The sequence below is a fragment of the Reichenbachiella sp. genome (assembly GCF_039944555.1).
GTDB lineage: Bacteria > Bacteroidota > Bacteroidia > Cytophagales > Cyclobacteriaceae > Reichenbachiella.
On sequence record NZ_JBDUYN010000016.1, the window covers coordinates 298,827 to 325,696 of the forward strand.

General features: G+C 41.5%; 22 protein-coding genes. 5 read left to right on the forward strand and 17 right to left on the reverse strand.

Features of this window, described 5'->3' with window-relative positions; translation table 11 throughout:
- Positions 1–4: 4 nt before the first annotated feature.
- Entirely contained in the window at positions 5–1,171 is a 1,167-nt protein-coding gene (locus tag ABJD64_RS23655) for a T9SS type A sorting domain-containing protein (RefSeq protein WP_348181332.1), read from the reverse strand.
- 363 nt (positions 1,172–1,534) lie between these two features.
- On the opposite strand from ABJD64_RS23655, the gene ABJD64_RS23660 reads away from it, so the two are divergent.
- The gene (locus ABJD64_RS23660) at positions 1,535–2,653 is read left to right on the forward strand and encodes an acyl-CoA desaturase (RefSeq protein WP_348181333.1); all 1,119 of its coding nucleotides are present in this window, start codon (positions 1,535–1,537) and stop codon (positions 2,651–2,653) included.
- Between the two features lie 73 nt (positions 2,654–2,726).
- On the opposite strand, the gene thrC is transcribed toward ABJD64_RS23660, so the two are convergent.
- The 16 genes from thrC to ABJD64_RS23740 all read right to left on the reverse strand — a co-directional run bounded on the left by thrC (position 2,727) and on the right by ABJD64_RS23740 (position 21,539).
- The gene (thrC, locus tag ABJD64_RS23665) at positions 2,727–4,019 is read right to left on the reverse strand and encodes a threonine synthase (protein WP_348181334.1); all 1,293 of its coding nucleotides are present in this window, start codon (positions 4,017–4,019) and stop codon (positions 2,727–2,729) included.
- Positions 4,020–4,057: 38 nt separating this feature from the next.
- On the reverse strand, positions 4,058–4,360 hold the full coding sequence (locus ABJD64_RS23670) for a DUF1330 domain-containing protein (RefSeq protein ID WP_348181335.1): 303 nt from the start codon (positions 4,358–4,360) through the stop codon (positions 4,058–4,060).
- 9 nt (positions 4,361–4,369) lie between these two features.
- On the reverse strand, positions 4,370–5,293 hold the full coding sequence (locus ABJD64_RS23675; protein ID WP_348181336.1) for a homoserine kinase: 924 nt from the start codon (positions 5,291–5,293) through the stop codon (positions 4,370–4,372).
- A gap of 3 nt (positions 5,294–5,296) precedes the next feature.
- On the reverse strand, positions 5,297–7,741 hold the full coding sequence (gene thrA / locus ABJD64_RS23680) for a bifunctional aspartate kinase/homoserine dehydrogenase I (RefSeq protein ID WP_348181337.1): 2,445 nt from the start codon (positions 7,739–7,741) through the stop codon (positions 5,297–5,299).
- 174 nt (positions 7,742–7,915) lie between these two features.
- Positions 7,916–9,184 carry a threonine ammonia-lyase IlvA gene (gene ilvA / locus ABJD64_RS23685; RefSeq protein ID WP_348181338.1) on the reverse strand — a complete coding sequence of 423 codons (1,269 nt, stop codon included), beginning with the start codon at positions 9,182–9,184 and terminating at the stop codon, positions 7,916–7,918.
- Between the two features lie 11 nt (positions 9,185–9,195).
- Positions 9,196–10,521 (reverse strand): pyridoxal phosphate-dependent aminotransferase, encoded by a 1,326-nt coding sequence (locus ABJD64_RS23690; RefSeq protein ID WP_348181339.1) that lies wholly within the window; start codon positions 10,519–10,521, stop codon positions 9,196–9,198.
- A 94-nt stretch (positions 10,522–10,615) separates the two neighbouring features.
- On the reverse strand, positions 10,616–11,662 hold the full coding sequence (ilvC, locus tag ABJD64_RS23695) for a ketol-acid reductoisomerase (RefSeq protein WP_348181340.1): 1,047 nt from the start codon (positions 11,660–11,662) through the stop codon (positions 10,616–10,618).
- A 40-nt stretch (positions 11,663–11,702) separates the two neighbouring features.
- Positions 11,703–12,257 (reverse strand): acetolactate synthase small subunit, encoded by a 555-nt coding sequence (gene ilvN / locus ABJD64_RS23700; RefSeq protein ID WP_348181341.1) that lies wholly within the window; start codon positions 12,255–12,257, stop codon positions 11,703–11,705.
- 15 nt (positions 12,258–12,272) lie between these two features.
- Positions 12,273–14,009: a biosynthetic-type acetolactate synthase large subunit gene (gene ilvB / locus ABJD64_RS23705; RefSeq protein WP_348181342.1), complete on the reverse strand. Its 1,737-nt coding sequence runs from the start codon at positions 14,007–14,009 to the stop codon at positions 12,273–12,275.
- Between the two features lie 101 nt (positions 14,010–14,110).
- Positions 14,111–15,781 (reverse strand): dihydroxy-acid dehydratase, encoded by a 1,671-nt coding sequence (ilvD, locus tag ABJD64_RS23710; protein WP_348181343.1) that lies wholly within the window; start codon positions 15,779–15,781, stop codon positions 14,111–14,113.
- A gap of 42 nt (positions 15,782–15,823) precedes the next feature.
- Positions 15,824–16,714, reverse strand: a complete 891-nt coding sequence (locus tag ABJD64_RS23715) for a branched-chain amino acid transaminase (protein ID WP_348181344.1) — start codon at positions 16,712–16,714, stop codon at positions 15,824–15,826.
- A 392-nt stretch (positions 16,715–17,106) separates the two neighbouring features.
- Positions 17,107–18,192, reverse strand: coding sequence for a 3-isopropylmalate dehydrogenase (gene leuB / locus ABJD64_RS23720; protein ID WP_348181345.1), 1,086 nt, complete (start codon positions 18,190–18,192; stop codon positions 17,107–17,109).
- A gap of 11 nt (positions 18,193–18,203) precedes the next feature.
- A complete protein-coding gene (locus tag ABJD64_RS23725) occupies positions 18,204–18,359 on the reverse strand; it encodes a hypothetical protein (RefSeq protein ID WP_348181346.1) in 156 nt (51 codons plus the stop codon).
- A gap of 10 nt (positions 18,360–18,369) precedes the next feature.
- Complete coding sequence (gene leuD / locus ABJD64_RS23730; RefSeq protein WP_348181347.1) at positions 18,370–18,963, reverse strand: 3-isopropylmalate dehydratase small subunit; 594 nt, start codon at positions 18,961–18,963, stop codon at positions 18,370–18,372.
- Entirely contained in the window at positions 18,963–20,354 is a 1,392-nt protein-coding gene (gene leuC, locus ABJD64_RS23735) for a 3-isopropylmalate dehydratase large subunit (RefSeq protein WP_348181348.1), read from the reverse strand. The genes leuD and leuC overlap by 1 nt, the downstream gene beginning before the upstream one ends.
- An 18-nt stretch (positions 20,355–20,372) precedes the next feature.
- Positions 20,373–21,539, reverse strand: coding sequence for a 2-isopropylmalate synthase (locus ABJD64_RS23740; RefSeq protein WP_348181349.1), 1,167 nt, complete (start codon positions 21,537–21,539; stop codon positions 20,373–20,375).
- A gap of 142 nt (positions 21,540–21,681) precedes the next feature.
- On the opposite strand from ABJD64_RS23740, the gene ABJD64_RS23745 reads away from it, so the two are divergent.
- From ABJD64_RS23745 to ABJD64_RS23760, 4 genes are all read left to right on the forward strand, one after another.
- A complete protein-coding gene (locus tag ABJD64_RS23745; protein ID WP_348181350.1) occupies positions 21,682–23,229 on the forward strand; it encodes a hypothetical protein in 1,548 nt (515 codons plus the stop codon).
- Between the two features lie 180 nt (positions 23,230–23,409).
- The gene (locus tag ABJD64_RS23750; protein ID WP_348181351.1) at positions 23,410–24,219 is read left to right on the forward strand and encodes an AraC family transcriptional regulator; all 810 of its coding nucleotides are present in this window, start codon (positions 23,410–23,412) and stop codon (positions 24,217–24,219) included.
- Between the two features lie 96 nt (positions 24,220–24,315).
- Positions 24,316–25,455, forward strand: a complete 1,140-nt coding sequence (locus ABJD64_RS23755; protein WP_348181352.1) for a DJ-1/PfpI family protein — start codon at positions 24,316–24,318, stop codon at positions 25,453–25,455.
- A gap of 10 nt (positions 25,456–25,465) precedes the next feature.
- Complete coding sequence (locus ABJD64_RS23760; RefSeq protein WP_348181353.1) at positions 25,466–26,758, forward strand: hypothetical protein; 1,293 nt, start codon at positions 25,466–25,468, stop codon at positions 26,756–26,758.
- The last annotated feature ends 112 nt before the right edge of the window (positions 26,759–26,870 follow it).

The following is a 26,870-nucleotide window of genomic DNA, read 5'->3' on the forward strand; positions in this document are numbered from 1 at the left end:
AATTCTAATTCACCAAAAATTTCCTAACCAGCGTCTGACTACCGAATTGCGCCTTGATATGATACATACCTCTGGGCAATCCCTCATTCAACTGCCAAAAGTTTGCCTCCTCGTTAATATTTTCTTCAATAATCATCTTACCAAGAGCATCATATATACTTATTATTTTATCCGATAAAACATCTTGAAAATCTACCCTCAAACCTGATGTATGCTGTAAGATGGGGTTTGGATACAATGATATTTGTGATCCACCAAATGAAACATCGGCCCTTTTACTTTCAAAGATTTCATAAGAGCCATCATAATCGACAGCTTTGAGGCGGTAGTAGGATATTCCCGAATACGGACGACTATCATAAAAGCCATAATTTATTAATTGGGTAGAATTTCCGTTTCCGGCCAATTGACCAATTGATTCGTAATTTTTCCCATCCTTTGACCTTTGAATGTCGAAAAAATCAAAGTTCTCTTCAGAGGCTGTTGCCCAAGCTAACCTGACACCACCTGATTCTGTATAAATATCAAAACCGACCAAAGTGACCGGAAGTTCCGTTACCACTTCGGCATGTAGTATGGGTTGGTTAGTATTGAGGTCTGTAAAGGTTTGTCCATCAGTTTGAGTCTGTGCCACGTCTGCAGAAGTACCACTAATACTTCCATCGACATATAGGTTATTAAAACCTCCACTGTCGTCATAATCCGAACCGGCATCCAAAATTAGATTTCCAGAAATAACTATAGTCCCTTCTCCTGAAATTAACACTGTAGAGCCATTGGTGTCAAAATCTCCATAAACCTTGAGAACTGCATTAGCTTCAACATCGAGGATCATATTCGCTCCGGTAAATGTAAGGTTTCCATCCACCGTTAAGGTATCTCCACCATCGTTGCCACGTATGGTCAACCCCCCGAGACCAGTTATTGAAAAATCGAGGCTACCACCACGATAAACATCTCCTTGAATGGTTACCTCATCAACAATAGCTGCAGTTAGTGGGCTTGGTTGGCTGGCTGCCCAGGTAGTAGCATCAATCCAATTGCCAGGTTCTTCGTCGTCAGTGAACAATACTTGAGTATAACTGGGTAATGAAAATACAAGGAGCAGGATTAGGCCCACAAATTTTATTCGGATACCAAGGATTGGTAGGGTTTGTTTATTTTGCTTCATGGCTAAGATAGAATATAGATATACAATAAGAATTGCGCAGTTCTTTATTGTAACTTCAATCTTTCTTAGCTGACATATTTTAGCCTAGCTGATGGCTAAAACGAACTAGTAATTTAGGACATTTTTGTTAAAAAATGATATTAATCAGCTATTTAGATTATCATGGCAACATATCTCAAATACTTGTATTATGAGCACGTGAAGTCGATTCTCTCTCTTGGGTAGCTATCAATCGAATTAGGTAGACCGACCGAATCTGGTTACATTTGGGGCTTGCTTTACGAAAACCATGATGATAAGTTTCAACTTAAGCAAGTTTTAATATTTCCTTTTACCCAAAACTCTGAGAAAAATTAGTCGGCTATGATCAGATACAAGTTTTCAAAAAAACAGGATCAGGAATTTACTGCTACTCTAAAATCGCGAGTGAATGCCTATTTTCAGGAAAGTGGACTCAATAGAGATGCAAATACTGCAATGATTGTCAAATCGATTCTGCTCTTCACCTGGTATCTAAGTCCTTATTTCATTCTCATTTTTGGCGGAATTACCAGCATACCCATTTTGATGTCGCTATGGGTAATCATGGGATTGGGGAAAGCTTTTATTGGCACGGCTGTCATGCATGACTCCTTGCACGGATCCTACTCAAAAAGTCAAAAAGTTAATTTTTGGATGGGGCTCTCCGCCATGATTATAGGTGTGGATTCATTGATTTGGAAAATTCAGCACAATGTTCTTCATCATACTTATACCAACATAGAGGATACAGATGAAGACATTCTACCGCGAATCGTTTTCCGTTTTTCCCAAAACCAGCCAAAAAAATGGTTTCACAGGTTTCAGCATCTGTATGCTCCCTTATTCTATTGTGTACCTCTGCTAGAATGGCTTACGACCAAAGACTTTTTAAAGGCATTCGATTACAAGAAAATGCGTTTGATCAAACCTGGTGCAACATTTAGAAAAGAATTAGCCGCAATCATAGCAAGAAAGTTCTTCTACTACATATTTTTTGTGGTGGTGCCTATGCTGGTCATACCGATTCCTGCTTGGTTAACTCTTGTTATGATATTGATATCAAGCGGTGTGACGGGTATTATGCTAGCTATGATTTTTCAAACTGCCCATGTAGTGCCGTCAGCGGCCTTTTTTAAAATTGAGGGGGAAGAAGTAGAACATAGTTGGACGGCTCATCAATTACTTACCACATGTAACTATGGCATGAATGACAAGATATTGAGCTGGTTAGTTGGAGGATTAAACTTTCAGATAGAACATCATTTGTTTCCAGATGTATGCCACGTGCATTATCCGCAAATTGCGCCCATCGTGCAACAAACGACCAAGGAGTTTGGGCTACCCTACTATGCCGTGGAAAGTTTTAGTGACGCAGTTGCCAGTCACTTCCATATGCTAAAAGAACTTGGTAGAAGCGAGGAGTACGCCGGACAACCTGCCTACTTTACCGCAGAAGCATAGCCAGATACAAACTAAGTGACAATGAATTGTTCCGAGTATAGACTCTGAGCTATTCTTTTCTAATCAAACTGATTTACAGTCTCTCTAATATTGATTCTAATTGCTCTAAATCAGCATCGATTTCAATTGCTACCTTCTGTCTTTCAATATAATCCTGAAGCCTTTGAGGAATCTCCAATTTCTCTCCAATGATAGGTTCTACTATGTCTAGAAATTTAGCCGGATGAGCAGTTTCTAAAAATACACCTACTGCATCAGAAGTCGTTAAATATTCTTTAAGTCCAAGATATCCGACCGCACCATGAGGGTCAAGCAAATATCCGGTATCTCCATATACTTTTTTAATGGTCTCTCCTGTTTGCTCATCTGAATAAGTAAATCCTTTAATCTCACTTCTAAAATTCTCAACGGACGAACCGTACAAATCATTCATACGATAGAAATTGCTTGGGTTTCCAACATCCATGGCATTTGAAATAGTCTCTACAGATTTTCTGGGTTCAAATTGTCCGGTTCTCAAATACGAAGGCACAATATCATTGGCGTTAGCAGAAGCAATAAATTGAGTAATCGGTAATCCCATCCGCTTAGCGAGTAGGCCTGCAGTCAAGTTACCATAGTTCCCACTTGGTACGGAAATCACTACATCTCTGTCACGTCCCAACATCGCATAGGTCCAGAAGTAATAGAATGATTGAGGAACCAAACGTGCCATATTAATAGAATTAGCTGAAGTTAGATTATATTTCTTCTTCAATTCAAGATTCAAAAAGGCGTCTTTGACCATCTTCTGACAGTCGTCAAATGTACCTTCAACTTCACAGGCAGTAATGTTTTCACCAAGGGTGGTCAATTGCTGTTCTTGGATTTTACTTATTTTCCCTTTTGGATAGAGAATGACTACATTGATATTTTTCATTCCCAAAAAACCGCTTGCCACAGCACTTCCGGTATCTCCCGAAGTTGCCACCAGTATAGTTGCTTTCTTGTCACTTTGGCGAGAGAAGTAGCTTAGACATCTAGCTAAGAATCTTGCTCCAACATCCTTAAAAGCGCAGGTAGGGCCATGATAAAGTTCAAGCGCATAAATCCCCTTTTCAACTTCAACCAAAGGCAGATCAAAATCCAATGTGCCTTCCACGATTCCCCTTAGATCTCTTTCCGGAATTTCGTCCTCAATAAATTTTTTGGCGACTTCATAAGCGATATCATGCAAAGTCATCTCATGAATATTCTTGAAGAACTCAACTGACAACGGCTGAATGGTTTTCGGCATGTACAATCCATTGTCATCTGGTAGTCCTTGAAAAATGGCCTTTTCAAAACTTACCTCTGGTACTTGTTTATTAGTGCTGTAATATTTCATTGATTCTTTTACTGTTCAATTCAAACGAATTGATCCATTTACATTTTCTTTCCTTTCACCATCAAGATTGACTTCACCGACTCATCTTTCAGATGTTTGAATTTCAACCTATTCTTATCATCGAAAAATTCTTGCAACTTCTCTTCAGACTCAAAACTGACCAAGTGAATTTCATAAGGTTTTTCTTCCTCCCCTGCCACGTACGCATCTGCATTCGGTCTTAGCCGCTGAATCAGCCGACCGGTATACTTTTCCATCAGCGGAATCGCATGATTTTCAAATTCTTGAAAAACTAATTCTTTTCCAGATTTGATATAAATAAGTTGCGTGATGTATATCATAACTAATTCTCAAATCACCCTTACCCCTTCTTTTCCAATTTTTGACATATAGGTATAGGCCAGAATCCCAACTTCGTCATACTTGGTTTGCATCATGGATTTAATTTGATGGGCTGTTTCTTCTCCTTTGCTAAATGTGAAAATTGACGGCCCTGAACCAGCAATGCTGCATCCTAAAGCTCCATCTGCAATGGACTGTGTTTTGACCTCATCATAGAGCGGGATTAAAATTTTTCGAATGGGTTCAACGATAACATCCACCATAGACCGGCCGATCAAATCATAATCTGACTCATACAATCCAGATACTAAACCGCCTACATTGCCCCACTGCTGAACGGCAGTAGTCAAATCAACCTGCTTCTTCAATATTTTTTTCGCATCTGTGGTCTTTACTTCGACTTGCGGGTGAACGATAGTTACAAATAAATCTTCGGGTACAGGTAACGACAAAATATCCAAAGGTTCATAACTTCTTACCAACGTAAATCCGCCTAACAGATTAGGTGCTACATTATCTGCATGTGCTTTTTTTGAAACTGCCTTTTCTCCTTCCATGGCAAACACGACAAGCTGCGCAGGAGTATATGGTCGACCAAGTAATTCGTTCACGGCAAATACTCCTCCCGCTGAACTAGAGGCACTTGTTCCCATTCCACTACCTGGATTAATCGTCTTTTTGATTGTAAATGAAAACCCTTGTTTGCTTCCGGCAGCATCCAATAGAGCCCGAGCCGCAACTGTAGCAGTATTTACGGCAGCGTCTTTAGGTAAATCAAATCCAATAATTTCATCGATGACCAATTTGCCGTCATCTCTTTTAGACACTTCCATTTCCTCTCCAATACCATTCAGTGCAAAACCGAGAACATCGTATCCACAGCCTACATTGGCTACAGTAGCCGGAGAAAATATTTTTATTTTATCAGCCATGCTTTAGCTATTTGCAATTCGCATGATGTCTGCAAATATACCCATGGCAGTCACGGCTGCTCCTGCTCCGGCACCTTTTATTACCAAAGGCTGATTGTCGTACCTATTCGTATTGAACAATACAATATTGTCACTCCCTTCAAGAATATAAAATGGGTGACTTTTGTCTATTTCCTTGAGTCCAACAGATGCCTGTCCATTGTCGTAGGTAGCAACCACTTTTAACCGAGCTCCTTTTTCCTCTGCCCTTTTGGCCATGGTTTGGAAGGTTTCTTCATTTTCTTCAAGCTTGGCATAAAATTCTTCATTGGTTGAAGTTTTCATGCAATCTTCAGGAATAAAGGGATCACTTTTAATATCTGACAATTCTGCTTGAATGCCACACTCACGAATCAAAATCAAAATTTTACGCATGACATCGACGCCACTCAAATCAATCTTAGGGTCAGGCTCAGTATAACCTTCCACTCCAGCTTGCTTGACAATATCAACAAACTTGACGCCTGACTTAAAATTGTTGAAGATGAAGTTCAAACTCCCAGAAAGCACGGCCTCAATTTTCTTTACCTTATCCCCACTCTTGATTAAATCATTGAGTGTGGTGATTACAGGCAACCCTGCGCCTACGTTGGTTTCATAATAAAATTTCGATTTGTACTCTCTTGCAGTATTCTTTAGCTCTTGATAATTCTCATAAGATGATGAGCAGGCTATCTTGTTAGGGGTAACCACAGAAATATTCTTGCTTAGAATTCCGTTATACAATTCAGCGATTTCTGCGCTTGCTGTATTATCCACAAAGACACTGTTTCTCAAATTCATATCCCGAATGGATTGAATGAATGCAGCATTTTCCATCGCCAAATCGCTGCCAACAAGCAGCTCTTTCCATCTTGATAAATCAATACCATCTTCATCAAAAAACATTTTCTTACTATTGGCCAGACCTACAATACGTAAATCCACATGCTCATTTTCACTAAGATATTCTCTCTGCTTAGCGATTTGCTCTATCAAAGTACCGCCTACATTTCCAATCCCGACAAGGAACAGGTTGAGTCTTTTCTTTTCTGACAAAAAGAAGCTTTCATGCAATACGTTGAGCGATTTTCTCAAGTGCCTTTCTTCGATCACCACGGTAATATTCCGTTCAGATGATCCCTGGGCAATGGCTTTAATATTCACGCCATTTTCTCCCAATGAGGCAAACATCTGGCCGCTGATACCTACATGATCACGCATTTTATCACCTACCAAAGCCACTATCGCCAACTTTTCTTCTACCTCCAGTGGATTGACTTTATGCAGACTTAATTCAAATTGAAACTCTTCCTCAATTGCCGCTCTACTAGCAGCCACGTCATTACTATCTATCCCAACGCATATCGAATGTTCGGAAGAAGCCTGAGTGATAATGATGACATTAACTTTCGCTTCTGAAAGTGCTTTAAACAATCTAAATGAGAATTTAGGAATCCCAATCATGCCACTCCCCGATAAGTTGAGTAGTGCAATATTTTTTACGCTAGAAAGTCCTTTGACAAACTGTTTCGAACCGTTGGAATCTGAACTAATTGTTGTACCCGCATCTTCCGGTCTAAAGGTGTTTTTTATTTTGATTGGAATACTTTTATTCAAGGCCGGCTGAATGGTAGGAGGGTAAATTACCTTTGCGCCAAAGTGCGAAAGCTCCATGGCCTCCTGATAAGAAATCTTCTCAATTGGATGTGCAGAAGATACCGCACGTGGGTCTGAAGTCATCATACCACTCACATCAGTCCAAATCTCAAAAGTGTCTACCTCTAACGCCGCGGCAAGAATAGCTGCAGTATAATCCGACCCACCTCTACCAAGGGTTGTCGTCACACCGTCGCAATTGGAAGAGACAAACCCCGGACAGATCACAAGATCAGAGGAAGTGTTGAAAAACTCTTTAATGTTTTTATTGGTTGCTGAAAAATCGACAATCGCATTATTAAAATTGCTGTCTGTTTTGATCATTGCACCGGTATTACCCCAATCAGTGGTAAGCCCTTCTGAATTCAGAAAGTCCACTATAATCGTTGAAGACAAAGTTTCGCCCATGCTAAGTACCCGATCTAGTGACCTGGGTGACAACTCACCGATCAGAAAGATACCTTTCATGATATCTTCCAGATCGTTCAACAAAATTTTGGTTTTGCTTAAAGTACCAGATTGACTTTTTACCGGAAGCAATTCCTTTACGGTGTCCAGATGCCTGTCTTCAATTTTAGTGAATAGCTCCTGATAGGAGTCGTCCCCGGCAGCGGCCAAATCGCTACACTCATGAAGCAGGTTGGTTATCCCGCCAAAAGCCGATACAACGCATATTTGTTTTTCCTTCTTTCCAGTTGATAATATATCCCTTACCACTCTTAGATTATCCGGGGTACCTACGGATGTACCTCCAAATTTCAACACTTTCATTCTTTTCTTCTGTTTTAAGATTTAGGAACCAAGATTTATACTTGCTTCCGTTTCATTTATGTATTTATCAAGCCTTCGCATACTACAAACTACGCTTGGGTTCAATATTTAAATTTTCATTAAGTTAATGAGTCAAGGGCTTAATCGTTCATTGCTCACTAATTCATTATTTTATTAGACCAAATATTGCATTAGATCTGGCTTCTCATTCAGATACTCAAAAACGAAACTCTTAGTCTTAAGTCTATCAAATAAATCTCCCAGACTTTCTTTGTTCTGCAATTCCAGTCCAATCAAAGCTGGTCCCCTTTCTCTACTGTTTTTCTTCGAATATTCGAAATGAACGATGTCGTCTCCTGGTCCCAAAACCTCAGTCAAGAATTCTCTTAGTGCACCTGCTCTTTGCGGAAAGCGGATGATGAAATAATGTTTGATCCCTTCGTAAAGCAACGATCTTTCTTTTATTTCTTCCGTCCGTGTGATATCGTTGTTACTGCCGCTGACAACACAAACCACATTCTTTCCTTTGATTTCATTTTTGTAAAAGTCCAAAGCAGCTAAGCTCAAAGCTCCGGCTGGCTCAACCACAATCGCTTCCTGATTATATAGCTGAAGGATCATCGAACACACTTTGCCTTCCGGCACTAGGATAATATCATCCAACCCGTCCTTGCAGATTTCTAAGGTTTTGTTTCCTACTTGTCTGACTGCCGCCCCATCTATAAAAGTGTCTATTTTTGGTAATACGACATTTTCACCCGAAGAAATGGACTCTTTCATTGCTGGAGCTCCTTGTGGTTCCACTCCTATGATTTTGGTATTAGGGGAAAGCGTTTTGAAAGTAGTAATAGCTCCAGAAGCTAATCCACCACCACCGATAGGTACGAACAGAAAATCGATTGGTCCATCTGAATCTTCCAGTATCTCTAGTGCTACTGTTCCTTGTCCTTCAATTACTTTTTCGTCATCGAAAGGGTGAACAAATGTGGCTTTGTTTTTATCACAAAAATCCATGGCTTCTCGATAGGCGTCGTCGAAAGTATCGCCAGTTAGTACCACATCTACCATATCCTTACCAAACATTTTCACCTGCCCTATTTTTTGCTTAGGTGTTACATTTGGCATAAATATAGTACCGCGAATACCAAGCTTTTGACAAGAGTAGGCTACGCCCTGTGCGTGATTACCTGCACTGGCGCAAACGATTCCACTTTTATTCTCCTCGTCACTAAGGCTCGAGATTTTATTGTAAGCGCCTCTGATCTTGTATGAACGTACAGCTTGGAGATCTTCTCTTTTGAAGAAAACATTGCCTTCGTACTTATCAGAGAAATTCAGATTCTTCATCAACGGCGTACGAACCACCACGTTGTTCAATTTTACCTTTGCGGCTTGTACACCTTCATAAGTCGGTACTCTTATTTCTGCTTCTACTACTCCCATAATTCTATCTCTTAAGCCACTGCTTCTTCTTTCACATCTGATGTACAAAATTCATTGATTGCGTCAGCGATTTTGCTAAAAGTCTCGTGCAAGACTTCTTTATTTTCCTCAAGTAGGGTGATCCTAAACCCTCGCAATTCGGACTGAAATGAGGATAAGGGAACGACACAAACTCCTTTTGCGGCAAGTAAATAATAAACAAACCTTTTATCAGGCTCACCGATTCTATCCACCCATGATTCGGCCAATTTTTTTGCTTCAGGGTCTACGATTTCTAATTTCTGTAGATTGTTGAGGCTACCATCTTTGAATACAATAGTATTATAAAATGCCCCATTCGTTTTGTTGAATGTCACAAAAGGAATGTCATTCAGGTGTTCTGAAATGATCTCGCTTCGCTCTGAAATAGCCCGTCTTCTTTCCTCCAAATAATTTTGGTACTCAGGGTGCTCTTGAATCAATGGTAAAGCCTTTTGCGGTAGGGTAGTCGAGCAAACCTCTACCATCTTGGCGTTTTCTAGTGTTGCACAATAGTTATTAAATTCTTCATCAACTTCCCGATTGTAGAATTCCATCCAACCACATCGACTCCCTGGCCACGGACAGTCCTTTGATATCCCCTTTAAGGCAATTCCCGGAACATCACCCAACACTTCAGCCAAAGCCTTTGTCTTCGTGTTGTTGTATATGATATTGGTATAGATTTCATCGCTGGCAATAAATAGATTAAATTCTTTCGCGATCTCTACGATTTTCACCAGATATTCTTCCGGATACACCATACCTGTTGGGTTATCAGGGTTGATGATAAGGATACCTACAATGTTCGGATTGTATTTTACTTTGAGACGCAAATCGTCTAAGTCTGGATACCAGTTGTTTTCCGGATCCAGGTTGTATGTTAGCGGTTCCTTGTTGGAATGAGCCGCCTCTAACGCCGAGTGAGTCGAATAAGCCGGAGATGGTCCAATCACTCTTGAATACGGGCTTAGGAATTGATACAATTTGCCTATCGCATCACCTAACCCATTAAAAAACAAGACATCATCTTCTGTGATTTGTACGCCACCTTTGACATTATTTTTCTTAGCCAGGTATTGCCTGGTTTCTAGCACGCCTTTAGAGTGACAGTATCCATAGGTCGAATTTTCATTGACTAAACCTGTCAAAATTTCTTTGATCCAAGTAGGTACCACAGCATGTTTCAATATAGGATCACCTATATTTTCCCAATAGATCCGTCGACCGAGTGCCTGTAGCGCTTCGGCTTTTTTGACTATGTCTCTTATTTCATAGTCCAGTTGATTGGATCCTTCATGTAGTAGTACTTGACGCATGTTTCAGTAGTTAGTTGTTAGATATTAGTATTTAGATAAAATGTTAGACCTTAGATGAGTCTAAAGTCTAACATCTAAGGTCTAATATCTATTATTAAGCATTCTCTGGTCTCAACTTTCTTACAGTTGCACCTGCTTGCCACATTTCTGATTCTTCTAAAGCCTTCAATTCAACTTCCAACTTCTCTCTGTAATCAGGCTGAGAGTTAGAATCGATTGACTTCTGCGCTTCTTCGCCGTCTAATACAGACTTATACAGTTTAGCAAAAACTGGCTTAGTTGCTTCATAGAAAGGACCCATCCAATCCAAAGCACCTCTTTGTGCTGTTGTGGAGCAGTTGGCAAACATCCAGTCCATTCCGTTTTCAGCGATCAATGGATACAAAGACTGCGTAGCTTCTTCCACTGTCTCGTTGAAAGCTTCTGATGGAGAGTGGCCATTTTCTCTTAACACTTCGTACTGCGCTCTGAAAATACCCTGGATAGCTCCCATCAATGTACCTCTTTCACCAGTTAAATCTGAAGATACTTCTCTGTAGAAATCAGTTTCGAATAAATAGCCAGAACCAACTCCGATTCCCAAAGAGACCACTTTATCTTTTGCCTTACCCGTCGCATCCTGATAGATCGCGAAAGATGAATTCAAGCCTCTTCCTTCAAGGAACAATCTTCTCAAAGAAGTACCCGACCCTTTAGGAGCAACAAGGATTACATCGATATCTGCCGGAGGCACGATACCTGTTTTCTCTTTATACGTTACACCAAATCCGTGAGAAAAATACAAAGTTTTACCCGGAGTCAGGTGCTTTTTGACAGTATCCCACATTTTGATTTGTGCTGCATCAGAAAGCAAGTATTGGATGACTGTGCCTTTCGCACAGGCCTCTTCTATTTCGAAAAGTGTTTCTCCTGGTACCCATCCGTCAGCGACTGCTTTATCCCACGTTTTTGACTCTTTTCTTTGACCTACGATCACGTTGAACCCATTTTCTTTTAGGTTCAATGCCTGACCGGGTCCCTGCACTCCATATCCGATGACAGCGATGGTTTCATCCTTCATCGTCTCTACTGCTTTCGCCAGAGGAAACTCTTCTCTGGTGACTACATTTTCTTCTACTCCTCCAAAATTTAACTTTGCCATTTTACTTAATTGTTAATTCGTATTTTAAAATATTTTATAGTTAGTAATCTTTAATGCTCAATTGATTGGACTTCGTTTCTTCCAATTCCCTGATATAAGCCTCTGTCTTACGCTTCGACTTAGAAATGGCGACACGGCCAGATCTTACAAATTCAAGCAAACCAAGTGGTTCCAATTTTTGATACAGATCATGAGTATCGTCCTTATGACCAGTTTTTTCTATAATGATATGATCTTCTTCAATCACCAAAATTCTTGCCCCATTGTTTCTCACCAAAGTCTCGATTTTGTTGCCATTTAGAAACACTGAGGTTGGTACTTTGTACAAGGCAATCTCTTGATAATAAATCTCATCCTCCTCGTATACAAAGGCTCCCAATACATCAATCAATTTCCTGAATTGTTTCACACAATTATCCACCTTGTCTTTTGAGGTCGTCACCACAATAGAAAACCTACTAATTCCTTTCACCTCTGTGGTAGAGACATTTAAAGAATCGATATTGATTTTCCTTCGGGTGAGGATAATTGCCAAATGATTGAGTAAACCCGCTTTGTCTTCCGTCAAAACGGACATGGTATATTGTTTTTCCACTTTTTTCGTCTGTTTTTAAGCTTCCAACTTGATATCCGAAACCGATGCACCTGTAGGTATCATCGGAAACACATTTCCTTCTTTCTCAACACATACTTCCAATAGGTAAGGTCCTTCATGCTCCAGAAAAACATCTAGTGCTACATCCAATTCGCTCCTGTCCTCTACCTTATTACAAGGAATACCGTACCCTTTTGATATCATTTGAAAATCCGGGTTGTTCATTTCCGTGAAGGAATATCTGCTATCAAAAAATAGCTCCTGCCACTGACGAACCATACCCAAGAAGTTATTATTCAAAATCAATATTTTGACTCCTATTTTACTTTGAAATATGGTTCCTAATTCTTGAATGGTCATCTGAAAACCTCCATCTCCTATCACTGCTATTACTTCTTTGTCAGTTCTTCCAAGCTTAGCTCCCATGGCAGCCGGAAGGGCAAAACCCATGGTACCCAATCCTCCGGAAGTTACATTACACCGCGTGTCCGCAAAGTCATAATATCTACTAGCTATCATTTGATGCTGCCCAACGTCGGTAACCAGGATAGCCTTACCTTTAGTTTTGTCGGAAATTGATCGAACAACCTCGGCCATTCTGATATCTGCGTTCGCTGAAAACAAATCACTTTCTCCTACTTTTTCATATTCTATAGCATCGCAGGCTTTAAATTCTTTTAGCCATTCATTGTGGCTGTTCTTTTCTACCTTTTTTTCCAAAGCGATCAGCGCAGCTTTTGCATCACATATTACTGCCACATCGGTTTTTACATTTTTGTCGACCTCAGCCGGGTCAATCTCTATGTGGACCACTTTCGCTTGCTTGGCATAAGTATTTAAATCACCCGTTACCCGATCATCAAAACGCATCCCAACAGCGATCAAAAGATCACATTCGTTGGTTTTTACATTAGGTCCATAGTTGCCATGCATACCTAGCATTCCTACATAAAGCGGGTGCTTATTTGGCACTGCAGACAATCCCAGTAATGTTGATGCCATCGGTATATCAGCCTTTTCAGCCAAAGCCAGCAATTCGCTTTGTGCCTGAGAGATCAGCACTCCATGTCCTACCAAAAGCATCGGTTTCTTAGCTTCATTGATCAACCTTGCAGCTTCTTCAACTTTCGATTCCTGCATGACAGGATATGGATGATAGCTTCTTATTTTTTCACATTTTTCATACTCGAAATCGAATTCAGCAAACTGGGCATCCTTGGTGATGTCGATCAATACAGGGCCTGGCCTACCCGAATTTGCAATGTAAAATGCACGGGCTATTGCATATGGAATTTCCTCCGCTTTGGTCACCTGATAGTTCCATTTGGTGACTGGCATAGAAATGCCTACTACGTCCGTTTCCTGAAAAGCATCAGTTCCTAATAAATGAGAGGCTACCTGTCCCGTAATTGCGACCATAGGAGTAGAATCTATCTGCGCATCAGCAATGCCTGTGATCAGATTCGTAGCTCCAGGGCCAGAAGTAGCAAAGCAGACACCAGTCTTTCCGTTGACTCGAGCGTATCCTTGTGCAGCATGCGCCGCACCTTGCTCATGACGAACTAAGATGTGATTGAGTCGATCCATGTATTTGTACAACTCATCGTAGATTGGCATGATGGCTCCTCCCGGATAGCCAAAAATGGTATCTACACCTTCCGCCAACAAACACTTCAAAACAGCCTCTGAGCCGCTTACGCGCTGTGTATTGGTTTTAGGTTTTTCTTCTACTTCTAACGTTGATGTGTTCATTGTTCAATGTTTAATTTTTCAACTGTTAATGATCAATAGTCATGCTATTATAAAATGCGAATCAAGTACTATTTTCACCCATCAGCACTTTGCTTCGCGAGCTATTGATCGGTCACACAGCCTTCTGAAGCTGATGACACCTGGTTGATATATTTTTTTAAAATTCCTTTGCTGGCCTTATAGGCTGGCTTCACCCAAGCAGCTTTACGCGCAGACAACTCCTGGTCAGAAATTTTCAAGTTCATTTCATTTTTTTCAGCATCTATACTGATAATGTCTCCATCTTTGATGAAGGCCAAGGGACCTCCTTCTTGCGCTTCCGGAGTAACATGTCCTACCACAAAACCGTGTGAACCACCAGAAAATCTTCCATCTGTGATCAAAGCAACATCTTTACCTAGACCTGCTCCCATCACTGCACTAGTAGGCTTTAGCATCTCTGGCATGCCCGGAGCGCCTTTAGGTCCAGAATACCGTATCACGATCACTTCACCCTTTTGGACTTCTTTACCAATTCCGTCTATTGCCTCAAATTCATCATTGTAGCACCTGGCTGGCCCTTCGAAGTACTCACCTTCTTTACCTGTGATCTTAGCTACCGCTCCTTCTGGTGCCAGATTACCATATAGAATCTGCAGGTGGCCTGATTTCTTTATTGGCTCCGCAAATGAGTGGATTACCTTCTGTCCTTCTTTCAATGAGGGTCCAGCTTCTATATTCTCGGCTAATGTTTTTCCCGTCACAGTCATGCAATCACCGTGTAGATATCCTTCTTTCAATAGTGCTTTCATAACCCCTGGAACACCACCGACCAAATGAAGGTCTTCCATTAAGTACTTACCACTTGGTTTCAAATCTGCAATGAAAGGTGTGCTGTCTGATATTCTTTGAAAATCGTCCAGTCCCAAGGGCACATCCACTGATTTTGCCATCGCAATCAAGTGCAACACTGCATTTGTACTACCACCAAGTACCATTATAATTCTTATAGCATTTTCAAAGGCTTCCTTGGTCATGATATCTCTTGGACGAAGGTCTTGTTCGAGCAAGTGTCTCACTGCTTGACCTACCCTGAAAGTCTCTTGTTTCTTGTCCTCACTTTCCGCAGGATTTGAAGAAGAAGATGGTAAACTCATGCCAAGAGCCTCGATAGCCGAAGACATAGTGTTAGCTGTGTACATGCCTCCGCAAGCACCTGGCCCGGGGATTGAATTTTTAATGATGCCCTCATAGTCCTCATCTGAGATGTTATTGGCCAATTTTTGACCATAAGCCTCAAATGCGGACACAATATTTAAATCTTCGCCTTTCCACTTTCCTGGCTTTACTGTACCTCCATATACCATCAATCCTGGCCGGTTCAATCGGCCTAAAGCCATGATGGAACCAGGCATATTTTTATCACATCCTACAACTGGTACCACTGCGTCGTAAAATTGAGCATTAACGACTGTCTCAATCGAATCGGCAATGATATCTCTAGAGATTAGAGAGTATTTCATTCCAACCGTTCCATTCGATATCCCGTCACTCACTCCTATCGTATGAAAGATCAAACCAACCAAATCAGCTTCTCGGACTCCCTTTTTGACTTGATGCGAAAGGATGTTGAGGTGCATATTGCAAGGATTGCCTTCAAATCCTGTGCTCACTATCCCCACCTGGGCCTTTTTCATATCCTCTTCAGTTAGCCCTGTAGCGTATAACTGTGCCTGTGAAGCTGGTTGAGAAGGATCCTGAGTGATCGTTTTGCTGTATTTATTTAGTGACATTTGGTATTCGATGTTTCGTATTTATATTTTGTTATAATTTGTTTAGACCAGAGTGAATTCGCTCAATTCTGCATTGCTCACTCGCTGACGATACATCAGGAACAGATCATAGGCAACCGTTTCTTTCCAGTCGGACTTAAATTCTATATCGTCAATGGTGGCTATACTAGCCACCTCTGTGGCTGTACCTGTGAAGAAGGCAACTTCGGCTCCTTTCATCTCTTCTGGCTTAAATAATTTTTCCACAACCGGATAACCAAGTTCCATGGCATACTCAATGATTGTAGCTCTAGTGATACCGGGAAGTATATTTCCTAGCGGTGGCGTATAGATCACATCATCTTTCACAAAAAAGAAATTCTGACCTGAGCCTTCAGCTACATAACCATCAGAGTCCAGCATCAAGGCTTCATCAAATCCTTTTCTCTTGGCTTCATTGGATGCCATGATGGAATTGGTATAGTTACCGCTTACTTTGGCATCTACCGGAATTGACTTAGGGTTTGGTCTTTCGAAGGAAGAAACCATCACTTTCAATGCTTCATCACCCAGATAAGGTGGCCAATCCCAGGCGGCAATCATCACATGAACCTCTCCACAGGAAAGTAACTTCATATTGGCGCCGAGATATACCAATGGACGGATGTACGCGTTGCTCAAACCATTTCTGTCCAATAATTCATAAGAGACTTTGACTAATTCATCAACGGACTGATTGAATTTGATACCCATTCTTTCGGCTGAGTATTTTAGTCTTTCAAAATGCTCCTTGGCCTTGAAAATATTTGGTCCCGCTGCTCCGGCGTACGAACGGATACCTTCAAAGACGCCATTACCATAGTGCATGGTTTGGCTAAACAAGTCAACTTTTGCTTCTGATGCTTTTACCCATTGTCCGTCTAGGAAAAGGATCGAGTTCTCGTTGTAATACATAGTCTGTCTCTTTTGTTTAAAAATTATTTTGTCATAAAAAAAGCCTTTCTCGTATGAGAAAGGCTTTCGGATTTTAAATTTCCTATATACCTCTCTCATGTCTCGCCAATAATGGCAATAATCACGACGGCTAATACAGTGACAATATTCGTTATCATTTTTTGGGTCAACATTTGGGTAAAAAAAAAGCGCCATTCTGTTGGGAATGACGCTTTAGAATATTTTTAAACTATTGCATATCATTCCCGATCTGAGGCCACTGTGACCTCAATAATAATCGCTAATGCTATGACAATAATGTTCTTCATCTTTGTTGTTCTTTCGAATTCCAAAGGTAGAGTATTTAATTTTTATCATCCTAACAATCTTAGCGATTTTTAATACTATATTATCTAACTCTCTAACACACTGCTATTTGCACGTATCAATTGAGCTATTTTGTCGCCTACCTCTGTAGTCGACTTTGCATTTTCTTTGTTCAAATCTTCTGTCAAGAAACCTTCTTCGACTGCCTGATTTACTGCCGATTTAATGGCGTTGCTTTCCTCGATCATATCAAATGAGTATTCCAAAAGCATAGCGGCCGAAAGGATTGCACCAACTGGATTAGCAATGTTTTTACCGGCGGCCTGAGGGTAAGACCCATGAATAGGTTCGTACAACCCAAGTCCACTACCGACAGAAGCCGAAGCCAGTAAACCAAGTGATCCTGAGATCACCGAAGCTTCATCTGTGATGATGTCTCCAAACATATTTTCAGTCAGCACTACATCGAAGTGCGCAGGATACTGAATGATCTGCATGGCGGCATTGTCAACAAACATGAAATCCAACTCTACATCCGGATAATCGGCTGACATCTCAGTCACTACTTGTCTCCAAAGCCTTGAAGTCGCCAACACATTGGCTTTGTCTACCAAGGTTAGCTTCTTTCTCCTGTTTTGCGCTGACTTAAAAGCCAGGTGCGCCACTCTTCTTATTTCTTCGTCGGTGTAGGTGCAAGAATCGAAAGCGCTCTTGCCGTCTTCTGATCTTCCTCTTGGTTCTCCGAAGTAGATACCACCGGTCAACTCCCTAAATACCACAAAATCAACACCTTTGATTCTATCCTCCTTCAGTGGAGAAAGTGAAAGCAGTGCTTCAAAACTTGAGACCGGTCTGATATTGGCAAACAAGCCTAGATTCTTCCTCATTCTCAACAAACCCTGCTCCGGTCGGACCTTGGCATTTGGATCGTTGTCATATTTGGGATGGCCAATCGCTCCGAAAAGAATAGCGTCTGAAGCTTTGCAAATCTCCTCTGTCTCTTTCGGGAATGGGTCTCCAGTTGCATCAATGGCTATCGCTCCAATCAAAGCTTCTTTCTTCTCAAAGGAGTGTCCGAATATTTCCTCGACTGCTTCAATAACTTTAACCGCTTGTGCGGTCACTTCCGGCCCTATGCCGTCACCTGATAATATGGCTATGTTTTTATTCACTACTTCGTATTTTAAATTTCAGCACCAAAGGCAAACAAATAATTGCTGCGCTCTCCCATACATTGAGAAGAGGCCAAAAACACGCGGCTATTTAATGCTGCCACTTTTGAAATTGAACTTCTCTTTTCAGTTATTGATTTACTCACACTTCTAGCTGTATTTTTCATGTTCATATTTTTAAAAAACCAATTCTTTGGTTTCATATTCTTTTATTTCATCCGCTTTGCTGATCAGGAAATCGATATCATCGAATCCATTGGTCATGCAATGCTTTTTATAAGCTGTGATTTCAAAACTTTCAGCATCGTCTGTTCCAGCGATAGCAATTGTTTGATTTACCAAATCCACAGCCACTTCCTGCTTTGGATCTACTTCCACTGCTTTGAATATTTTTTGTAAAAACTCTTCAGACACCTGCACTGGCAAAAGGCCATTGTTTAAGGCATTACCTTTGAAAATGTCTGCAAAGAAACTGGATACCACTACTCTCAGTCCTGAATCGTAAATGGCCCAAGCTGCATGCTCCCGACTAGATCCGCAGCCAAAATTCTTACCTGCTACCAAGACGGTACCACCATACTTAGGATTGTTCAGAACAAAATCAGGATTGGGCTGATCATTTTTATCATATCTCCAATCTCGAAACAGGTTGTCTCCAAAACCTTTTCGGTCTGTGGCCTTCAAAAATCTTGCAGGAATGATTTGATCCGTATCAATGTCTTCCACCGGAAGTGGGTATATACTTGACGTTATGTTTATAAATTTCTCCATTAGTTCATCAATTCTCTCGCGTCTGAAATATACCCGTTGATAGCTGTAGCAGCTGCTGATAGTGGGCTGGCCAACATTGTTCTGGCACCTGGTCCTTGTCTTCCTTCGAAGTTTCTATTGGACGTAGACACGCAGTAAGCGCCTGCCGGTACTTTATCTTCATTCATGGCCAGACATGCAGAGCAGCCTGGCTCGCGGAGTTCAAATCCAGCTTCTTTCATGACCACATCAAGGCCTTCAGCGATGGCCTGTTGCTCTACTTGCTTAGAGCCTGGTACTATCCAAGCTTCTATATGGTCCGCTTTCTTACGACCTTTCACCAAGTCTGCTACCAATCGTAAATCTTCGATCCTTGAATTAGTACAGCTTCCGATGAATACATAATCCACCTTTTTGCCAATCAATTTCTGACCAGCTTCCAAGCCCATGTAGTCTAGGGCCTTCTTGAAATTATCTGTAGCGTTTCCGTTAGGGTTCGGAACATTGTCATTAATGCCTATGCCCATTCCCGGGTTTGTTCCATAGGTGATCATGGGATCAATATCTGTAGCATCGTAGCTGTATTCCAAATCAAACTCGGCGCCTTCATCGGTTTTCAATCCTTTCCACTTTTCTACCATTTGATCAAACGCCTCCCCCTTAGGAGCAAATTCACGACCCTTGATGTATTCATAAGTGGTTTCATCCGGAGCGATCATCCCACCACGAGCTCCCATTTCGATACTCATGTTGCAGATAGTCATTCGAGCTTCCATCGAAAGTTCTTCGATGGTATCACCACAGAATTCCACAAAATGGCCTGTACCACCACTGGTAGATATTTTAGAAATGATATATAGTATAATGTCTTTCGAAAGCACACCGGGTTTCAATTGTCCGTTGATTTCAATCTTCATTTTCTTGGGCTTATTCTGCAATATGCATTGCGTAGCCAGTACCTGCTCGACTTCGCTGGTTCCAATCCCAAAAGCAATCGCACCGAAGGCTCCATGAGTAGAAGTATGGCTATCTCCGCATACCATAGTCATGCCTGGCTGCGTGATCCCAAGTTCAGGTCCAATCACATGTACGATTCCCTGAAAAGGGTGCCCTAAGCCATACAATTCGACACCAAACTCATCACAGTTTTTGATCAGAGTATCTACCTGATGCTTTGATAAAGCATCTTTGATCGGCAGATGCTGATCTTTAGTTGGCACATTGTGATCCGCTGTAGCGATGGTTTGCTTTGGGCGGAAAACCGGAATTCCCCTGTTTCTTAGTCCATTGAATGCCTGAGGGCTGGTTACCTCATGAATGTAATGTCTATCTATATACACCACCTGTGGTCCGTCTTCGACGTTATGTACCACATGGCTATCCCATACTTTATCAAATAGTGTTTTTGCCACTTTAGTTTTTCTCTTTACTTACAATTCAACATTCGTCATCAAATATTCGCTGAGCATGCCTTTGAGCAGTTTGTCATCTACCACATCATGCTTATCTGCCACTTTCAAAAACTCGTGATAGACGTTTTCCAATTCTTCTTTTGTCAAATTGACATTCAGCTTTTCTACTCTATAATTTAGTGCAGCTCTTCCGCTTCTGGCAGTCAGTACAATCGATGACTCATTCACGCCCACTTCTGAAGGATCAATGATTTCGTAGTTGTCTCTATTCTTGATTACTCCATCCTGGTGAATACCTGAGGAATGAGCAAAAGCATTGCTGCCCACAATAGCTTTATTAGGCTGTACCGGCATTCTCATGGTCTCTGCCACTAGTTTAGACATGGCGTTGAGCCGGGTAGCATCTATTCCAGTATCAGATTTCATCCAATTGTGCTTTCGCATAATCATCACCACTTCTTCCAGCGAGGTATTACCAGCTCTTTCACCAATGCCATTGATCGTACATTCGATCTGACGGGCGCCGTTTTGGATACCCGCAATTGAGTTGGCTGTTGCCAAGCCCAAATCATTGTGACAATGTGTAGAAATGACCGCCTTCTCAATACCTTTTACATTTTCCATCAGGTATTTGATCTTAGCACCATATTCCTCTGGCAGACAATAACCCGTGGTATCAGGGATGTTCACCACGGTGGCTCCCTCAGCGATTACAGCTTCTATGACTTGCGCTAAAAAAACATTATCCGTACGTCCAGCGTCTTCTGCATAGAATTCCACATCCTCCACATGCTTCTTAGCCCATTTTACAGCTTGCTTGCTACGAGCAATGATATCTTCTCTTGTCGTTTTTATTTTAGTAAAAACGTGCTGGTCTGAAGTACCTATTCCGGTATGTATTCTTGGGAACTTGGCATACTTCAAAGCGTCTGCTGCACATTCTATATCTTTCTCAACCGCCCGCGTTAAACCACAGACTGTTGCATTTTTTACTAATTTTGAAATCTCAGAAACAGATTCGAAATCACCTGGGCTGGATATAGGAAATCCAGCTTCTATGATGTCAACTCCCAGGTGCTCTAATTGCTCAGCAATCAATAGCTTGCCTTTGGTATCTAGTCTGCAACCCGGCACTTGTTCCCCATCACGTAGTGTTGTATCGAATATGTGTATGCGATTGTCCATAGTTCTCATTTAATTAGGTTACAAAGCTAGCCAGCGACAATTCGCTAAAAAATGCCTATTATTTATTTAATTACGATTTCTAAATTGAATGAAAATGATGATTTTTGCATCTTATAACCTTTTAAACTAAATTTCAATTACAATGTCTAAGGAGAGGTCGGACGCTTTGTTCCATTTGATCAAGTCGCTAAAGAAAAGTGAAAAGCGCTATTTCAAACTCTCTATGGCCAATTCGGAAAACAAGAAATTTTCTAAACTGTTTAATATCATAGAAAGTCAAAGCTCTTTTGATGACGAGGAAATTCTGATCGCAGATCGTTCTCTTAAACCAGCTCAACTCTCCAATCTCAAAGCACACCTTTATACCAAAATCCTCAGTGCACTCAGAGACTACAATACCAATACCCTTCCGAATATCAAAATCCGGGACATGATCGATCATGCGGAGATCTTGTTCAACAAAGGGCTGTACAAGCAATGCGCCGAGATCATCAGAAAGGTGAAAAAGATTGCTATCAAAAGCGGCAACCTTGAAATGCAACTCGAAATCCTAAAATGGGAAAAGCAGGTGTTATTTCATACGACCGGTAAGGAAAACAGAGAGCGAACTAATGGAATCATTGCTGACGTGCAGCGAGTAAATAATCGTATCAACAATATCAATTCATTCTCGAACCTGCAGGTAAAACTTCAGTCACTTTACCAGAAAATAGGATTCATCAGAAATGAAAGTGACTACCACAAAATTCAGAACGTGTTTGCGGTGAGTCTTCCTGTATTTGTGGAAGAAGAACTTTCCAATAGTGAAAAGATTAGCTTATACAATTTATATGTAGGTTATTATTTTTTTCTACAGGATTTTGAGCTGGGCTATCAGTATGCGCGAAAACTCGTAGACCTCTTCAACGACAACAAGGCACTGATGAACTCCATGCTGGAGTCATATATCAATAGCCTGAACAACCTGCTGATTGCCCAAAACAAGCTATTGAAATACCGAGAGTTTCAGGCCACTACGCGAGAGCTACGTGCGCTTAATAATCTACCCTCGGCTCAGCTCAACGAAAACATTCGCATGAAGCTGCTGAAGTACACCTTCGTACATGAGTTTAACCGTTTGTTTCTAATGGGTGATTTTGAACGCGGGGTGAAGCTCATGGAAAGGATCAAACCCGGGATGGAGCAGTTTATCAGTCAGATCGACATGCACTCGAAGGTGATTCTATTCTACAAGACGGCCTGTTTATATTTCGGGAACGATAACTACCAGATCGCCATCAATTGGCTCAATCAGATCATCAACTCGAAAGAAGTGGATTTGCGCGAGGATATTCATGGCTTCGCCAGAATTCTCAATCTAATAGCACACTATGAGCTCGGCAATATGGAGTTGATCGAATACTATGTACGATCTACTTACCGCTTTTTGCTCAAGAAGGAAGATCTACACCTCTACCAAAAGTACATTCTGAACTTTCTGGTTCGCTTGAAAACGAATATTACCCAGGAAGAGCTGATCAAACGCTTTCGTACTTTGCGCGAAAACCTCATACCGCTTACCAAAGATCCCTACGAACGAAGGGCTTTCATCTACTTCGACATCATCTCCTGGTTGGAGTCCAAGATCGAAAGGCGTCCGGTACAGAGTGTGATTAAGGATAAGGCACTAGTGAGATTGAGTGAGATTTGAGATAGACGATGGGCTATAGTCGATGGTTCAGAGCTTAGAGGAGATCATTTTAAGTTTGCGCCGATGTTAGTCAGAACTCGATATGACTGAGAGCTTGTTAGTGTTTTCACAAACAACGAGAGTATGGACCGAAATTACATGAGCGGTTTAACTTCAGTCCCAGACCCTCGTTGTTAATGTATGGCAGAAGATCTCTCAGTCCAATATTATGACACTTCCAATCTGGAGGGCGTTTCAATCAGTTCGACATCTTATAGAAATCACTATTTTCCCAGGCATTTTCATGATCACTACACTATTCAACTCATTGAAGAAGGGGTGAACGAAGGCTTTACAGAATCGGATAGCTATAAGATTGGCGACGGCGGACTGCTACTGATCAATCCCGGAGAGCTGCATGCCGGTAATTCATTAGATAATCAAACACTCAAATTCCACACGATCCGGATTGAAGAAAAGCTCATTCGAGCAATTTGTGAACGAAACGAAATTTTTCAGCATACAGATCTGAGATTCAACACACGTCCAATCTATCGTCAGGAATCTTCGGCCCGCATGAGGACATTGATTGCTGATATTACAGCTGGACGCGTGATGGACATAGAAGCTTCATTCGAAGAGCTATTTATGATTCTGATTCAAAATCATAGCAACACCAAAGTGCCTACCCGTCCAACTGCACACACCCATCTAGATTTGGCTCGTCAGTTCATTTGTGATCATTTTCGGGAAGAGCTTACTTTGGGACAAATCGCAGAGAACTGTCATCTGAGCCCTTATCATTTCTCCAGGCAGTTCAAGAAAAAATATGGTCTAACTCCTTTTCAATATCTTCGAAACGTGCGAATTGAAAAGGCGAAAGCACTACTAACAAAGCACTCCATTTCTCAAACAGCCCTGCAGACGGGCTTTTTTGATCACAGTCATTTCCTCAGGAATTTCAAAAGAATTGAAGGAGTCGTTCCTTCATGTTTCTTAAAAGCCAATTAGACAGGCATACTCCCCTTCAAATAATCAGCAATTATGTACAAGTTTTTGATCAACTATCTGTGCTATTTGTAGCCCTAAGTCAAAAACTACATCATTATGAAAATTGCGATTACACTTCTATTCGTATTTGCCTCGTTCGGAATATCCTTAGCTCAACAGCAAATTGTCGAAGATCCAAAAAAAGGAGAAGTCGTCTACTATTGTGGGCCTTGCGGTTGCGCCGACGATGACAAGTATTTCTCAAAATCGGGACAATGTCAAGCCTGCTCAATGTCCCTCATGCCGACTATTTTAGGATTGGAGGTAGCCCGTCCAAGTATAGAAAGGCCGACTGTAGGCATGTTTTTGTTTAACATGGCTGACATCATGGATGTATCCGGGCCTATTTCCGTCTTTGAACACGCCGGGTTCAACATAGTGACTTTCTCAAAAACATCTGATCCTGTCCTCATAGGAATGAACCTTGAGCTCAGGCCGGATTACACCATTGAATCACTGCCTCAGGTAGACATTTTGGTACTGCCAGGCGGCGGTATGGCTGAAAGTAATCCCGGTGATGAAGAAGTCACGCGGTTTCTTCATGGGAGAAAGGATTCTACTGAAGTTCTTCTCTCGGTTTGCAGCGGTGCCTTTTTCCTGGGCGAAGCTGGATTACTGGATGGCCTGCGATCTACCACCTTTGCCGGCTTGATTCCCCGGCTCAAAGAACAATATCCAAGAACCGTCGTCTTGAATGATGTAAAATATACTGATAACGGCCAAGTCGTCACGTCAGCTGGGCTTTCATCCGGTATAGATGCTGCCTTCCATGTGGTTTCCAAGTTTTATGGAGTGGGTCGTGCTCAGGATATCGCCAATCACATGGAATATCCTTGGAAAAGGGAAAATGACTACGCCCGTTCTCAGCTGGCTGACAATTATATCACAGATCTTCGAGCGCTTGTTTCTCTATTTTCTACCTCCTATTTCTATTCTCAAGGAGACCAAAATACCTGGGAATACAGATTTCATCTAACTAATCAAATACCACCCAAGCAAATGATGAAATTGATAAAAAAGGAAATAGAGAAAAACAGCGATTGGATCACTAGTGCGTCAAAACCGTTGTCAACGACCGGCATTGTAGACCACGAGGTATTAGGCAAAGGCAAAGTGAACTTTTCAATAACAATCGATTCGGAATCCATACCCATTGCCATTATCAAAGCTTCCCGACTGCAAATGCAATTGTTCTAATTCTAAAGTCATGACCAGTTTGCCCCAATACCGCACAGTCTTGTTAGTTGTTTGTCTTTTGATAAACAGATTTTGCTTTTCTCAGGCTGAATCTAATGCCGTTTTCCCGACCATTTTCGTTGGGAAAACGGTTACGATTCATTCGCAGTTTGAAGGTCTTCCGGTGGTGGAGCCTCATCTATCCGCTCACCCTTCCGATGCCTCTCATCTTCTCGCTGCAGCCATGGTGGTAACAGCTATTGACCGACCCTATGAAAGCTGTAGGCTTTCCAGTTTCGTTTCCAAGGATGGCGGGCTTACCTGGAAGGAAACGGCCCATGACTTTTGGGGCTATGACCCCTGGACAGCTATATTGCCTAATGGACAAACCGCCATGAGCTGGTTAGGGACTAAAGGAAGTTTCCAACATCAGTTTCCCCTTCAGTTTTTTTCCTCAGACGATGGAGGCGAAAATTGGGATCGAAGCACACAAAGTTTTCATTCAAATCATGGACATGACGGTACTAAAATTACCGCGCTTGGAAGAGATTTTTATTTCACGACTGTCCGGTTTAATGGTGATATGAGCGCAGATGTGGTTCTTTACCACAGAAGGCGTAATGGAGAATTCACAGAAGCGGCAAAAGTTGATGCACAAGGGGTCCGCTTAAACTACTGCGAACCTGTCATCCTTGGAGACGGCTCTGTACTTGTTCTTTCTTCTCATTATTTAACAAAGGCCTGGATACAGCGCTATGACCCAAAGACTCGGTTGCTTTCAGACAAAAGTCTGATATCCCTTCGCCCAGGCGGAGGACGTGGCTACATGCGCATGCTAGCTGATACGAAAAGCGGGTCGATGTTTTATGACAGAGTATATTTTGTAAGAGCTGCAGAAGGTGTATGGCTTAATTACTCAGCGGATCGCGGTCAAACCTGGAGTCAGGATATTCGAGTAGATCAATTTGATAACTCTATAACGAGCCAATCAATGGTAGCCAGCGTAGCAGTTAGCAAAGATGGAATTGTTGGAATTTCCTGGGCCGACAGCCAGCACGACCCCAGTCAGCAGAAAAATGATATTTACTTTGCTCTATCTATTGATGGTGGACTTTCTTTTTGTCCTCCCATAAGAGTAACTGATGTGAGTACCCATCCTAAAACTCGAAAAAATGGAGATGCTGCTAACAAATTTCCGGGAGGTGGGCATTATATGAACATAGTCTCGAGAGCCGACAGCAGTTTTCAATTGATCTGGAGTGATAGTAGAAGTGGTGTATTTGAATTGCAAACTTGTCATATAGCTATAGGGTCGAAAGAGTAGTAGTAAAAAGGAAGCCTGCAAACAGCTCTTGCCCGAATGGCGTCGAAACTATTTACAGGCTTTAACCAACCTAACCTGAGACTAAGCTAGGCATTTTAATTACTAAAAAAAC

Bases quoted from the DNA above. Each gene is read 5' to 3' on its own strand.
- ABJD64_RS23655 (WP_348181332.1), bottom strand. From the start codon at position 1,171: ATGAAGCAAAATAAACAAACCCTACCAATCCTTGGTATCCGAATAAAA.
- ABJD64_RS23660 (WP_348181333.1), top strand. From the start codon at position 1,535: ATGATCAGATACAAGTTTTCAAAAAAACAGGATCAGGAATTTACTGCT.
- thrC (WP_348181334.1), bottom strand. From the start codon at position 4,019: ATGAAATATTACAGCACTAATAAACAAGTACCAGAGGTAAGTTTTGAA.
- ABJD64_RS23670 (WP_348181335.1), bottom strand. From the start codon at position 4,360: ATGATATACATCACGCAACTTATTTATATCAAATCTGGAAAAGAATTA.
- ABJD64_RS23675 (WP_348181336.1), bottom strand. From the start codon at position 5,293: ATGGCTGATAAAATAAAAATATTTTCTCCGGCTACTGTAGCCAATGTA.
- thrA (WP_348181337.1), bottom strand. From the start codon at position 7,741: ATGAAAGTGTTGAAATTTGGAGGTACATCCGTAGGTACCCCGGATAAT.
- ilvA (WP_348181338.1), bottom strand. From the start codon at position 9,184: ATGGGAGTAGTAGAAGCAGAAATAAGAGTACCGACTTATGAAGGTGTA.
- ABJD64_RS23690 (WP_348181339.1), bottom strand. From the start codon at position 10,521: ATGCGTCAAGTACTACTACATGAAGGATCCAATCAACTGGACTATGAA.
- ilvC (WP_348181340.1), bottom strand. From the start codon at position 11,662: ATGGCAAAGTTAAATTTTGGAGGAGTAGAAGAAAATGTAGTCACCAGA.
- ilvB (WP_348181342.1), bottom strand. From the start codon at position 14,009: ATGAACACATCAACGTTAGAAGTAGAAGAAAAACCTAAAACCAATACA.
- ilvD (WP_348181343.1), bottom strand. From the start codon at position 15,781: ATGTCACTAAATAAATACAGCAAAACGATCACTCAGGATCCTTCTCAA.
- ABJD64_RS23715 (WP_348181344.1), bottom strand. From the start codon at position 16,714: ATGTATTACAACGAGAACTCGATCCTTTTCCTAGACGGACAATGGGTA.
- ABJD64_RS23725 (WP_348181346.1), bottom strand. From the start codon at position 18,359: ATGAAAAATACAGCTAGAAGTGTGAGTAAATCAATAACTGAAAAGAGA.
- leuD (WP_348181347.1), bottom strand. From the start codon at position 18,963: ATGGAGAAATTTATAAACATAACGTCAAGTATATACCCACTTCCGGTG.
- ABJD64_RS23740 (WP_348181349.1), bottom strand. From the start codon at position 21,539: ATGGACAATCGCATACACATATTCGATACAACACTACGTGATGGGGAA.
- ABJD64_RS23745 (WP_348181350.1), top strand. From the start codon at position 21,682: ATGTCTAAGGAGAGGTCGGACGCTTTGTTCCATTTGATCAAGTCGCTA.
- ABJD64_RS23750 (WP_348181351.1), top strand. From the start codon at position 23,410: ATGGCAGAAGATCTCTCAGTCCAATATTATGACACTTCCAATCTGGAG.
- ABJD64_RS23755 (WP_348181352.1), top strand. From the start codon at position 24,316: ATGAAAATTGCGATTACACTTCTATTCGTATTTGCCTCGTTCGGAATA.
- ABJD64_RS23760 (WP_348181353.1), top strand. From the start codon at position 25,466: ATGACCAGTTTGCCCCAATACCGCACAGTCTTGTTAGTTGTTTGTCTT.